Consider the following 12,443-nt stretch of genomic DNA (forward strand, 5'->3'; position numbering starts at 1 on the left):
ATTGGCAAGGACGCGCATCCCGGAACGTTCCCGACATCACAAGCGCGAAAAGGCCAGCTTCAATCCCAGCCCCGCAAAAGCCAGTGCAAAACCGCGGCGCAGCCAGAGGAGCACGGCTGGCCGCCGCGCCACCTGGTTCCGGACCGCCGAAGCACCGGCGCCATAGGCCAGGAAGACCAGGAAGGTCAGGGCCATGAACCAAAGGGCGAGTTCGTTCATCGCGGCGATCGGGCTGGCCGTGCCGGGCGGGATGAACTGCGGCAGGAAGGCGAGGAAGAAGAGCGACAGTTTGGGGTTGAGGATGTTCAGGAGCACGCCCTTGAGGATGATGCGGGCCGGTTGCAGGCGCTGCCGATCCCCTGAAAGCTGCAGGCTGCTGCCGTCCCGCCAGACGCTCCAGGCCATGTAGAGGAGATAGGCGGCGCCAAGATAGGTCAGGGCCTGGAAGGCGACGGCGCTGGCGTGCAGCAGAGCTGCCAGGCCCACGATCGCAGCGGCGAGATGGGGCAGGATGCCGAGCGTGCAGCCGAAGGCCGCGAGAGCGCTGGCGCGCCAGCCCTGGCTCAACCCGAGAGCCAGCGTATAGAGCACGCCGGTGCCGGGCAGGAGGATGACGACGAGCGCAGTGACGAGATAGTCGAGGGACATGCGGAGGCTCCGGTGGAAAACCACAGGAATGCCCCGATAGCGGCAGGCCCGTCTTGAACGCAATTGCAGCGTGTGGGGCTGATTCAAAGAGCCCGTGCCGCCGCATAGGCGCCGGGCGAGATGCCGTAGCTGCGTACGAACAGGCGGGTCATGTGGCTCTGATCGGCGAAGCCGCTCGCCGCAGCGGCCTCGGCGAGCGCCATGCCGCGCGCGATATGGCGCCGTGACAGCTGCAGACGGCGCTGCATCAGATAGGCGTGCGCCGTCATGCCGGTTGCCCTCGCGAAGCCGCGGACCACCTGAAAGCGGCTCAGCCCTGTCAACTGCGCCAGGTCGAACAGGGATAAGGGCGCGACTGGATCGCTATCGATGTAATCGCGGGCAATTCCGATGGCGCCAGGCACGGCGGAATCGGGAACAGCCACGCCGCTGATCCGGGCCAGCAAGATCAGCAAGGTTTCGTCGCGGCAAAGAACGGTGGCGTCCCTCGTCCCAGTGTCGATGAGGCCCTGGAAAAGCCTGGCGAAAAGGCTGGCAATCCGCCGGTCCCGTACCACTGGATCGGCGAGTTCGAACGTTGCGCCGCCGCCTTCGCGGATGTCCCCGATCGCCTCTGCCATGAGAGCTGGATCGAAATAGAGCATGCGCCAGGCCCGGCCGCGATCGCCGATGGGGCTGCCATCATGTATCTCGCCCGGATTGACCGTGATAACGTCTCCCTCAGCGGCCTCGACCGGGCCGCGCCCGCTGGCGGACTTCTGGCTGCCGCGATCGATCAGGCCGATGCCGTATTGATCATGCATGTGGCGCGGAAAGCTGTAGCTGCTTTGGGCTATTACCGCGTCGATCCCGGCCATGCCGGAGGCTCGTGCGGTGAACATGCCTCGCGCGCCCATGCCGGCCGCCTAAAACGAAGAAGACGGTTTGCCGCCTTGCAGCAGCCGCCCGGCGGCGATCCCGAGGCATTCCTCGAAGGCGGCAATATCCTCGAAGAGCTTGCCGGGCGCTACGGAGCGGGTGACGAACGCGCCGCCACGTGCCTCGATACCGCCGTCCAGCATCAGATTCTCGGCCATGTCGAAATCTTCCACAGCCAACCCATCCGAGCCGCGTGGCCGGCCCTCGGCATCATCAGCGACTTGGCCGCCATAATAGACCTGCAGCCGCTCGAAATGCGATTGGGCCACATTGGAGAAGGCGAAGGCCGGGCAGCCACGCGCGCACATGAAGCCGAGTTCGTAGACCGTGCCGGTATCGGCGGCGATGCCGCGGAAGGGCGTGAGGTTGGCGATGATCGCATCGGCACTCAGCATCAGCTTTTCATTGACGGCGCTGATCGCGAGGCCGAAATCGCGCTTGGTCGGCTGGGCCGGGATTTCCAGGTCACCGGGTGAGACCGGGATAAAGCCATAGCGCCGCGTGAGCTCGATCTTGGCGTCGAGCACTGCCCGGGCATTGGGCAGGAAGACTTCGGGACCGGCCAGATAAACGCGCATCGTGTTCCTTCCTGAGTGGGGCGCTACAGCATCTCCGGCAGCACCTTGTCCGGCGGGCTGTGCCCGTCCATGAAGGCGCGGATATTGACGATGACCTTCTCGCCCATGTCGGTACGGCCCTCGATGGTGGCCGAGCCCATATGCGGCAGCAGCACCACGCGTCCGCTCTTGGCGAGCTTGACCAGGCGGGGATTGACCGCCGGTTCATGCTCGAACACGTCGAGCCCGGCCCCGGCGATCTCGCCGGCATCGAGCATCTTGGCAAGCGTGGTCTCGTCGATTACCTCGCCGCGCGCCGTGTTGACGACCAGGGCCTCGCGCTTGAGCAGCTTGAGCCGCCGGGCCGAGAGCAGATGGTAGGTCGCCGGCGTATGCGGACAGTTGACCGAGATGATGTCCATGCGGGCCAGCATCTGGTCGAGCGAATCCCAATAGGTCGCTTCCAGTTCCGCCTCGATGGCGGGGTCGACATGATGGCGGTTGTGGTAATGCACCTGCAGGCCGAAGGCCTTGGCCCGGCGCGCCAGCGCCTGCCCGATGCGGCCCATGCCGATGATGCCGAGGCGCTTGCCGGTGATGCGGCGGCCGAGCATCCAGGTCGGCGACCAGCCTGGCCAGGCATTGTCGCCTTCGGGAATCACCCGCGCGCCCTCGGTGACGCGCCGGGCCACGGCGAGAATCAGTGCCATGGTCATGTCTGCGGTGTCGTCGGTGAGCACACGCGGCGTATTGGTCACGGTGATCTTTCGCGCCACGGCAGCCTCGACATCGACATTGTCGACGCCATTGCCGAAATTGGCGATCAGCTTGAGGCTGCTGCCGGCGGCCTCGATCAGCGCCTTGTCGATGCGGTCATTGATGGTGGGCACCAGCACGTCGGCGGTTTTCACCGCCTCGATCAGCGCCTCCTGCGACATCTTCTCGTCGGTCAGGTTGAGCTGCGCGTCGAACAATTCGCGCATGCGGGTTTCCACGCTGTCCGGCAGGCGGCGTGTGACCACGACCCGCGGTTTTTTTCGTAACGACATGCCGACCTCCCGCAAACTTTAAGACGGCGTTCACCGCCCTCAGACAAACTGCACCGATAAGCCCGCAGCCCGTCGCTGTCTTTCCTCTAACAGACAGGCAAGCGCAGCAACAGAGGTGGTTGCGGGCGAGTGTGTGCGTCGAGGTCCGGCATGTCCTATTACGAAGAAGAAGCGCCCCGTTTAAGTCCCATTGCCAAGATCGGTTTTGCTGGCGCCTTCTGTGCCCTCATCGTCGCTGGCGGGGTCTACTATCTTCACCACAAGCGCCTGAAGCAGCCGGCAGGCTCGGTCACCGAAGGCATCAGCGCCGATACGCTTGCCGACCCCACCGTAGCCGCCTTCATCGCCGGCGCAGGCAAGGCCGCCATTCCGGATAAGCAGGCCGATGACGTCACCGGCTCGCTGCCCGATCCCAAGTCGGCAACCGGAGACCGGTCCGGCAAGGATCAACTCGGGCCGGTCTCCGGCCTACCGATGCCACGCTTCGTCAGCCTGAAGCCCGACAGGGTGAATGTGCGCCAGGGTCCTTCGCGCGACCAGACCGTGTCCTTCATCTACCAGAAGTCCAATTTACCGGTGGAAGTGATCGCCGAATTCGAGAACTGGCGGCGCATCCGCGACGCCGACGGCTCCGAAGGCTGGGTGCTGCAGAACCTGCTCTCAGGCAAGCGCACAGCCCTGATCGCGCCCTGGTCCAAGCAACAGACGCTGCCGCTCCGTGCCACCGCCGACGCCAAGGCGACGGCCGTCGCCATGCTGCAGCCCGGCGTGCAGGCCTCGATCAAGAGCTGTGCCTCGAACTGGTGCCGCATCCAGGGCGAAGGCTTCGACGGCTGGATCCAGGAAAACAATCTGTGGGGCGCTTATCCCGGCGAAGCCGTCGACTGAGACGGGACCGGTGCCGCGCCTTCGCCTGATGATCAGCGGGATCGCCTCCCGCGAGCAAGCCGGCGCGGCGGTCGAGGCCGGCGCTGACGCCATCGGGCTCGACCCTTCAGCCTTTCCGCAGGCGGGGCCGGAAGGTAGCGAGGCGCTGGCGGCGATCGCACTCGCTTTGCCGCCGGCGGTCACGCCGATCCTGGCCACCCCGGCGCTGACGGCCGGTACCGTGGCCCAGCAGGTCGATGCATCAGCGGCGCTCGCCGTCCGCCTTGCAAGGCCGATCGCCACCAGTGAATATCCCGGCCTCAAGCGCATCATCCGTGGCCGCAAGATCATCCAGTCGATCGATCCAGCCCACAGCGATGCCAGCGCCCTGGTGGAGACCTATGCCAGCCTTGCCGATGCGCTGCATCTGAACCTCGATGACGCGGACGATCTGGGCGCCTGCCGACATTTGATCGAGTTGGCAGGCCTGCCCTGCTTTCTCGGGCTGACGGATCCGGCACTCCTCCCGGCCGCCGCCGCGCTACAACCCCACGCCATCGATTTCGTGCTCGCCGGCGAGGATGGCTTCGACCCACCGGCCTTGCACCGCTTCGCTGCAGCGCTCGCGAGCCTCTGAATTTGCCTACAAACGATGCGGGGACACCCTGTGGCGACCTCGCACCGCTCCGGCGAGGCCCGTATAAAGGGCGAGACGCCCACAGAAAACGCCCCCGTTGCGATCCGGCCCGTCCTGCCGCTACGATGACGCCAGCAACCGGAGCCGCCGATGACGAGAGCATTCCTCCTCGCCGTAACAGGCCTCGCCTTTCTTGGCCTGTCCGCGGCCCATGCCGAAACCGTGACCCAGAAGGCCGGCCGCGACGGCACGCTGAAGGCCAGGGATGACGATCCCGCCATGAAGGCCGCTTTCGCCAAGGCGCAGGAAAGCCTGCCCGATTTCATCGACGCCCTGGACGGCAACATCACCGGCGCCAGCGACTTCGCCGTGAAGGTGCCGATCATCCAGGGTGCCCAGACCGAATATTTCTGGCTCAACGAGGTCAGCCATAGGGGTGACCGCTTCACCGGCAAGATCAACAACCGCCCGGAACTGGTGGGCAATGTGACGTTCGGCCAACAACTCACCTTTCTCAGGAGCCGGATCCGGGACTGGGGCTATTATCGCGACGGCAAGCTGCAGGGCAATTTCACCACCTGCGCCCTGCTGGCCAAGGAGGATCCGCGCGAGGCCCAGGAGTTGAAGGACCAGATCGGCCTGACCTGCGAGGGCCCCCGCTCGCCGCAATGAGGCCGGCCATTTCTCCCTGTGAAGCCCGAACTCGAAAATCGCCGAGGTGACAAAGGTCGGGGTTCGTACAATCTTTCGGTCGGGCTCTGCCGGCGCGCCATGCCTCACCCCATCGTCTCGAAGCGCCGGTGCGGCCAGGGATTCACGCCGTCCTGCAGCCAGGCGAGTGTGTCCCGCCAGAAGCCGGCGCGATGCCGGTCATGGAACAGGCTGAAATGGCCGATCTCGGCTAGGTCGTAGTCCTGCGGCAGTAGGCGCACCGCTGTCGTGGCGCTGGAGCTGTAATAGGCCAGGGCACGCCGGATGGCAGGCACGGTGCCGAATTCATCATCCGACGTCGTCACCGCCAGGATCGGCGCGGAAACCGCGGCAAAGCGCGCGAGGACCTCCTCCCGCTCCTTGCGTGGATGGCTGTCTTCCACGCGCCGGCGGCGGAAACTCCATTCGAGAGCGATTCCGGCCGGCAGGTCTTCGAGCCAGCCCAGCCGCCGGCCCGGGAAATAGCCGTATATCGCGGTAAGCAAGGGCATCAGCACATGCCAACGCCAGAGCAATTGGAGACGGTGGCTGCGCGCATAATCGGGCCAATAGGCATATTGGGCGCCGACGGTGAGCATGCGATCGATACAGGCGGCATTACCAGCGAGTCCCGGCAGGAAGCCGCCGATGCTATGGCCGACCACGAAGAGAGGCCCATCCGGCCGGCGCTGCCTGGCAAAACCCAGCACGGCCTCGAAATCGCGCGTTCCCCACTCGCTCCAGCGATAGCCGCAATGCTTCAGATCATCCGGGCGTGACAGGCCGATGCCGCGATAGTCATAGGTGATCGCATCGAAACCGTGTTCGCCGAGAAAACGGGCATAGCGATGGTAATAACGGGCAAGCACGCCTGTCGCGGCATTGATGATGACCGTGCCCGTTCTTCGTCCACCACCCGCCGGCCAGAGGTGGCCGCCAAGAACGACCCCGTCCCCGCAGATGATTTCGACCGGTTCGGCCGGCGCCGTGTCCATAGCCATTGCCATCCCTTGCTCGAACGAAGGGTTAGCACGGTTTCCAACAATGATTATACTCACTAGTCAGTATACATTGGAGGCTGTGCCATGCCTGCATCCGCGACCACCACGCGCGAGCGCATTGTCAGCGCCGCGGCGCGCCTGTTCTACGACAAAGGCATTCGCAATGTCGGCGTGGACGCGGTCGCCGCCAAGGCCGGCATCACCAAGCGCACGCTCTATTATCATTTCACCAGCAAGGACGATCTGATCGCTGCCTATCTGGCGGCCCGCGACCAGCCCAACCTCGCTCTGTTCCGGCGATGGTTCGACGAGGCGCAGGGGGACGTTGCCTCCAAGGTCGAGGCCATCTTCCGCAATCTCGCCGTCGCGGCCCGTCATCCGCGCTGGAAGGGATGCGGATTCCTGCGCACCGCCGCCGAACTCGCCGACCTGCCCGGCCATCCCGCCATCAAGGTCGGCGCCGCCCACAAGAAGCGCTTCGAGGGCTGGCTGCGGCTCGAATTGGAGCGGGAGGCCCTTGCCGACGCCGGCCTGCTCGCCCAGCAGGTCGTGCTTTTGCTCGATGGCAGCTTTGCCGTCGTGCTGCTGCACCGCGACCCCCACTATATGGAAGCTGCCGGCAAGGCGGCGGCCACATTGATCACCACGGCGCTCGGCAACAGGACTTCCCGCACACCCGCCGCGGCCTGACCTTCAATAGCCGGCAAATTATATCGCTTCGCGTTTAATATTCCATGCAGGAAAGGGCCAAGACCGCCATGACGAGCCACATTCCCAAGTATCCCGGTTTCGAGGCGCTGGTCACGGCGCTTCAGACCTATTTCGACGGGCTCTATCACAGCGACACCGAGAGGTTGCGCCATGTCTTTCATCCCCAGGCTCTCTATGCCTGCGCCAGCGAAGGAGGCCTGACGCATCTCGGCATGGCCGAATATTTCCCCATGGTGGACAAGCGTCCTTCACCCGCAAGCCGCAAGCCGCAAGCCGCAACGAAGAGCGGGCAGACAGGATCGTGTCCATCGAATTCGCCGGTCCGGTCACGGCCTTTGCCCGGGTCGAATGCGCGATCGGGCCGAAGCATTTCACCGATCTCCTGACCTTCGTGCATCTCGATGGGCGCTGGCAGATCATCTCGAAGGTCTTTCACTTCGACCTGCGTCCGTGAACCCGGCCGCATCCGGTCCCGTCAGATAGAGACAAATCGGCGGCAGCCGCCGCACATTTGGCTTCCTATACCTTGGATAAAACTGATTGCAAAATTGAATCGGTTTGACTAGCTTCTGAACTGGTTTCAATATGCAATCAGACCGGAGAGGAAACGACATGTCGAAACTCATCGTCCGGGGCTTTTCCCTTTCGCTCGATGGCTATGGCGCCGGCCCCAACCAGAGCCTCGACAATCCCCTCGGCGTGAATGGCACCAAGCTGCATGGCTGGGCCTTCGCCACCCGGACTTTCCGCAAGATGTTCGGACAGGAAGGCGGCGAGGCGGGCATCGATGACGATTTCGCCGCCCGCAGCATGGACAATCTCGGCGCCTGGATCCTCGGCCGCAACATTTTCGGTCCGGTTCGCGGCCCCTGGCCCGACACAAGCTGGAAAGGCTGGTGGGGCGACAGTCCACCTTATCACGTGCCGGTCTTCGTACTGACCCACCATGCCCGTGACCCGATCGAGATGGAGGGCGGCACCGTGTTCCATTTCGTCACCGACGGCATCGAGTCGGCCCTGCGGCAGGCCAGGGCGGCCGCCGGCAACAGGGATGTGCGAATCGGCGGCGGCGTTGCGACCATCCATCAATATCTCAAGGCCGGCCTGATCGACGACCTGCATCTTGTCACCTCGCCGGTGTTGCTCGGCAAGGGGGAGAGCTTCTTCGCCGGCATCGACCTGCCGGCCCTGGGCTATCGCGTCACCGACCGCGTCCCGACACCACAAGCCACCCACCTGACCATCGTCCGGGAGTGAGGCATATTCGAAGACCCGCACTCAGCCCTGCCGCACCTCTTCCCAATCCAGTTCGAAGCGCGCCAGATATTTGCGCAGGCGATCGGCATCGTTCGAGCTGGCCTTGGCCTGTCGCGATGCCGCGAACAGCACGCGCCCGGCCGCGCTGAGGGAGGAACTGGCGCGGCAGACGCGAACCACCTCGGCCAATTGCACCTGGTCAAACCGGTCGATGCCGGCAACGCGCTCCTCGCCGACGAGGTCCGCGAGCAGCCTGTCCGTGCCGTCGCCGTCACCCGCTCGCCAAAGCCTGACGAGGCGGGCGATCTCCTCGACGACCCCCTCCTCGGTGATGCGCCCGCCCGGTGCCAGCGTCGCCATGCGAGTGACGGAGGCGGAAAGATCGCGGAAATTGGCGGTCCAGCGCGCTTCCGCCGCCGTCGCGAAGGCAAGGTAGCGGGCACGCGCCTCACGGTTGAAGGCGATGTTCTCGCCCTCGCGTTCGGCGTAGCGCGTGAGTTCGAAGTCGAGATTGGGTTCGATATCCTCGCGGCGGGCGGCAAGGCCCGGCAGTTCGAAGGTCCAGAGGTTGAGACGGGCCAGCAAATCCTCGCGAAACTTGCCCGAACGCACGTCGACCGACAGATCGCGATTGGTGCCGGCAATCAATTGAAAATCGCTGGCCGCCTCCTTGTCGGCGCCAACAGGCAGGAAGCGTTTCTCCTCGATCGCCCTGAGGATCATGGCCTGTTCGTCGAGACCAAGCTCGCCGATCTCGTCCATGAACAGCAACCCGCCATCGGCCGCACGCAAGAGACCGGCCCGATCGGTCTGGGCGCCGGTAAAGGCGCCCCGCACATGGCCGAACAGCGCCGACATCGTATGATCGCCACGCAAGGTGGCGCAATTGACCTCGACGAAACCGCCCGTGAGCTGCCGCCGCGCCTGCTTGAGCTCGAAGATGCGGCGGGCCAGCAGCGACTTGCCGGCGCCGGTCGGCCCGGTCAGCAGCACCGGCGCGCGCGAGCGCATCGCCACCCGCTCGATCTGGTCGATCATGGCGTTGAAAGCGGTGTTGCGGGTGGGGATACCGGATTTGAGGAAGGAAGTCGCCTCATGCGTCTCCGCCCTGAAACGACTGGCGATGGCATCATAACGCGAAAGATCGAGATCCACGATCGAATAGGAGCCGGCGACGCCTTCGCCCTGGCGCTTGGGCGGCGAGAGCTGGATCAGTTTGCCGGGCACATAATGGGCCTCGGTCAGCAGGAACCAGCAGATCTGGGCGACATGGGTGCCGGTGGTGATGTTGACGAGGTACTCCTCTTCCTCGGCATCGAAGGGATAGGCCTTGGCGAAATCATAGAGAGCCCCATAGACCTCCTGGAAATCCCAGGCATCGGCGAGATTCATGATGTGCCTGACCACCTGCGTATCCGGCGAAATCACGGCGATGTCGCCTGTGATCCGCTCGGCCAGCGACGTCGCCCTGATATCGTGGATCAATTCGAGGCGGTCGATGGGCAGATCCCCCTGCTGGCAAAGCGCCACTGTCGGCCGCCAGCGCTCCCAGCGCTTGTCACGCTTGCCGCTGTCCAGGCTGACGCCGAGGAACCCGATGGCGACACGCTTTTTCATGAGTCCTCCACAGGCGCAGGCTCACAGAAGAGATACCATGATATAATACTATATCCAATATTCTAAGGTGGTACCATTCCTCCACCGACTTCATGAAGCGCAGTGAATTGGGTATGTAAATTTTTATCCTTTAAAATCAATATCTTGTAAAATAAATCGTCGCCTCTCATTCGACTTGGCACGCTCCCTGCAAAGAGATCCTCGTAACGAACGAGGATGATTGCCATGGCAAATAAGTCGCTGTTTGCCTCCTTTGTGGGGAAGATGCTGCCGAAGACCGATGCGGCCAACAAGCACGGTGCCCCGGCCTATCAGTTCACGCCGCGCCACGCGCTGGCCCAGCTCGCCGTCACCGGTACGCTGAACCGCACCTTCTATGCGAGCGCCACCGCGCAGCTCGACGAGACGCTCAAGGCGGTCTGCGAGGTGGAGAGCGCGTTCATCGCCAAGGCGGCCATCTATGCCCGCCAGCGCGGCCATATGAAGGATATGCCGGCTCTCCTGCTCGCCTATCTCTCGATGCTGCAGACGGGCGATTTCGCCAAGGCGTTTCCGCGCGTGGTCGATAACGGCAAGATGCTGCGCAATTTCGTGCAGGTGATGCGGTCGGGTGCCGTCGGTCGTAAGTCCCTCGGGACCCGGCCGAAGAAGCTGGTCCAGGCCTGGCTCGAGACCGCTTCGGACATCGAGATCATGCGTGCCAGCGTGGGCAACGATCCCTCGCTCGCGGATGTGATCAAGATGGTCCACCCCAAGCCCACCGGCAAGGCGCGCGAGGCACTCTATGCCTGGCTGATCGGGCGTCCCTACGATGTAGAGGCGCTGCCTGACATCGCCCGGGCGTTCGAGGCCTTCAAGCAGGATCCGTCGCTGCCGGTGCCGGCCGTGCCGTTCCAGATGCTCACCGCGCTGCCGCTCACCCGGCAGCACTGGGCCGGTATCGCCGACAAGGCCGGCTGGCAGATGCTGCGGATGAATCTCGCCACCTTTGCGCGCCACGGCGTGTTCGAGGTGGAGGGCTTCGCCGAAAAGCTTGCCGCGCGGCTTGCCGATCGCGAGGCCATCAAGCGGGCACGGGTGTTCCCGTATCAGCTGATGATGGCCTATGCGCAGGCCGGGCAGGACATCCCGCCCGTGGTGCGTGAGGCGCTGCACGATGCGATGGAGACCGCGGTCGCCAATGTGCCCGCGATCGAGGGCCGCGTGGTCGTCTGCCCGGACGTGTCGGGTTCGATGTCCTCGCCGGTCACCGGCTATCGCAAGGGTTCGACCACGCAGGTGCGCTGCATCGACGTGGCCGGCTTGGTGGCGGCTTCGGTGCTTCGGGCCAATCCGTCGGCCCGGGTGATCCCGTTCGAGCAGACCGTGGTCCGCGTGGACCTCGAGCCGCGCGACACGGTGATGACCAATGCGCGCAAGCTTGCCTCCATCGGCGGCGGCGGCACCAACTGCTCGGCGCCGCTGGAGAAGCTGGCGAACGAAAAGGCCAAGGTGGACCTGGTGATCTTCGTCTCGGACAACCAGTCCTGGATCGATGCGCGCCGGGGCGGCGAGGCCACGCAGATGATGAAGCAGTGGGAGCGGGTGAAGACCAGCAATCCCAATGCCAAGCTGGTGTGTCTCGACATCCAGCCCTACACGACCACCCAGGCGCAGGAGCGCGCCGATGTGATGAACATCGGCGGCTTCTCGGATGCGGTGTTCGACACCATCGCGGCCTTCACGAAGGGCGAGATGAGCGCCGAGCACTGGGTCGACGAGATCGAGAAGATCGAGCTCTGATACGACACGATGTCCGGCCGGCGGCTTCACGCTGCCGGCCGGAGCCTAAGGTGTACGGCAATGGGCCACGGCAAATGTCGACGGAACTACAGACTGCGAATCCCGGGGTTGCGGGTTCAAATCCCGCTGCGGCGCAAGCTGCATAGCTCAATCGGTTAGAGCACGGACCGCCGCAAGGCGGTAACGTTTCGTCATTCTTGTTGCCGTGGCTTCCACCGCCAGAGCAAGGCGCGTTTCAACAAACGCTTTTGGAGATTTCATACCGGACGCGGCGAATGCCGACGGAACTACAGCCAGTCACGCTCCAGGTCGCGGGTTCAATTCCCGCCAGGCCGCAAGGCCTGTAGCTCAGTGGATAGAGCAGGATGTTTCGTCACTCTCGTCGCCGTGGCCGATCCCGGCTTATTGCAACCAGCGGCGAATGCCGACAGGACTACAGGTAGAACACCCTTTCAAAGCAAAGGGAGCCGGCGCATCAAGGCGCCCCGCGCAAGCGGTAGTTCAGCAGCAGCCGCCCTGTCATGCCTTGTCGCCGTACATGTTTCGACTGAAAGGAATTTCGACACGTCACGGCGAATGCCGATGGGAATACAGCACCACAGGGCGCTGCAGCCGCGAACTGCACCCGACTCACCGCTATCGGGAGCCCGTTCTCATCCCGCTCGTCGCCGTGGCACACATCTTCAACGACACCGCGCAGAGCGGCGAA

13 protein-coding genes and 1 pseudogene are annotated in these 12,443 nt (G+C 64.1%); 8 read left to right on the forward strand and 6 right to left on the reverse strand.

Features of this window, described 5'->3' with window-relative positions; genetic code table 11:
* Positions 1-36 precede the first annotated feature (36 nt).
* From ACN6KF_RS18980 to ACN6KF_RS18995, 4 genes are all read right to left on the reverse strand, one after another.
* Positions 37-648, reverse strand: a complete 612-nt coding sequence (locus ACN6KF_RS18980) for a LysE family translocator (RefSeq protein WP_434958341.1) — start codon at positions 646-648, stop codon at positions 37-39.
* An 83-nt stretch (positions 649-731) separates the two neighbouring features.
* Positions 732-1,529 carry an AraC family transcriptional regulator gene (locus tag ACN6KF_RS18985; RefSeq protein ID WP_434958342.1) on the reverse strand — a complete coding sequence of 266 codons (798 nt, stop codon included), beginning with the start codon at positions 1,527-1,529 and terminating at the stop codon, positions 732-734.
* A gap of 24 nt (positions 1,530-1,553) precedes the next feature.
* On the reverse strand, positions 1,554-2,144 hold the full coding sequence (locus ACN6KF_RS18990) for a nucleoside 2-deoxyribosyltransferase (RefSeq protein ID WP_434958343.1): 591 nt from the start codon (positions 2,142-2,144) through the stop codon (positions 1,554-1,556).
* A gap of 23 nt (positions 2,145-2,167) precedes the next feature.
* On the reverse strand, positions 2,168-3,172 hold the full coding sequence (locus ACN6KF_RS18995) for a 2-hydroxyacid dehydrogenase (RefSeq protein ID WP_434958344.1): 1,005 nt from the start codon (positions 3,170-3,172) through the stop codon (positions 2,168-2,170).
* A gap of 150 nt (positions 3,173-3,322) precedes the next feature.
* On the opposite strand from ACN6KF_RS18995, the gene ACN6KF_RS19000 reads away from it, so the two are divergent.
* From ACN6KF_RS19000 to ACN6KF_RS19010, 3 genes are all read left to right on the forward strand, one after another.
* Positions 3,323-4,060 carry an SH3 domain-containing protein gene (locus ACN6KF_RS19000; protein WP_434958345.1) on the forward strand — a complete coding sequence of 246 codons (738 nt, stop codon included), beginning with the start codon at positions 3,323-3,325 and terminating at the stop codon, positions 4,058-4,060.
* A gap of 10 nt (positions 4,061-4,070) precedes the next feature.
* Positions 4,071-4,676: a hypothetical protein gene (locus tag ACN6KF_RS19005; protein WP_434958346.1), complete on the forward strand. Its 606-nt coding sequence runs from the start codon at positions 4,071-4,073 to the stop codon at positions 4,674-4,676.
* Between the two features lie 150 nt (positions 4,677-4,826).
* The gene (locus ACN6KF_RS19010) at positions 4,827-5,348 is read left to right on the forward strand and encodes a YegJ family protein (RefSeq protein WP_434958347.1); all 522 of its coding nucleotides are present in this window, start codon (positions 4,827-4,829) and stop codon (positions 5,346-5,348) included.
* Between the two features lie 104 nt (positions 5,349-5,452).
* Here the strand turns inward: ACN6KF_RS19010 and ACN6KF_RS19015 are convergent, their stop codons facing one another.
* Positions 5,453-6,373: an alpha/beta hydrolase family protein gene (locus tag ACN6KF_RS19015; protein WP_434958348.1), complete on the reverse strand. Its 921-nt coding sequence runs from the start codon at positions 6,371-6,373 to the stop codon at positions 5,453-5,455.
* A gap of 78 nt (positions 6,374-6,451) precedes the next feature.
* On the opposite strand from ACN6KF_RS19015, the gene ACN6KF_RS19020 reads away from it, so the two are divergent.
* From ACN6KF_RS19020 to ACN6KF_RS19035, 4 genes and pseudogenes are all read left to right on the forward strand, one after another.
* Positions 6,452-7,057, forward strand: coding sequence for a TetR/AcrR family transcriptional regulator (locus ACN6KF_RS19020; protein ID WP_434958349.1), 606 nt, complete (start codon positions 6,452-6,454; stop codon positions 7,055-7,057).
* A 68-nt stretch (positions 7,058-7,125) separates the two neighbouring features.
* Positions 7,126-7,257 (forward strand): annotated as a pseudogene (locus ACN6KF_RS19025) (nuclear transport factor 2 family protein); the annotation flags it as partial.
* A gap of 122 nt (positions 7,258-7,379) precedes the next feature.
* Entirely contained in the window at positions 7,380-7,532 is a 153-nt protein-coding gene (locus tag ACN6KF_RS19030; protein WP_434958350.1) for a nuclear transport factor 2 family protein, read from the forward strand.
* A 158-nt stretch (positions 7,533-7,690) separates the two neighbouring features.
* On the forward strand, positions 7,691-8,335 hold the full coding sequence (locus ACN6KF_RS19035; RefSeq protein ID WP_434958351.1) for a dihydrofolate reductase family protein: 645 nt from the start codon (positions 7,691-7,693) through the stop codon (positions 8,333-8,335).
* 21 nt (positions 8,336-8,356) lie between these two features.
* Here ACN6KF_RS19035 and rtcR read toward each other — a convergent pair whose 3' ends face one another.
* Positions 8,357-9,952: an RNA repair transcriptional activator RtcR gene (gene rtcR, locus ACN6KF_RS19040; protein WP_434958352.1), complete on the reverse strand. Its 1,596-nt coding sequence runs from the start codon at positions 9,950-9,952 to the stop codon at positions 8,357-8,359.
* A 225-nt stretch (positions 9,953-10,177) separates the two neighbouring features.
* Here rtcR and ACN6KF_RS19045 point away from each other — a divergent pair, with 225 nt between their 5' ends.
* A complete protein-coding gene (locus tag ACN6KF_RS19045; protein ID WP_434958353.1) occupies positions 10,178-11,734 on the forward strand; it encodes a vWA domain-containing protein in 1,557 nt (518 codons plus the stop codon).
* Positions 11,735-12,443: the final 709 nt, after the last annotated feature.

The sequence above is a fragment of the Labrys methylaminiphilus subsp. lupini genome, assembly GCF_051161885.1.
Classification (GTDB): Bacteria; Pseudomonadota; Alphaproteobacteria; order Rhizobiales; family Labraceae; genus Labrys.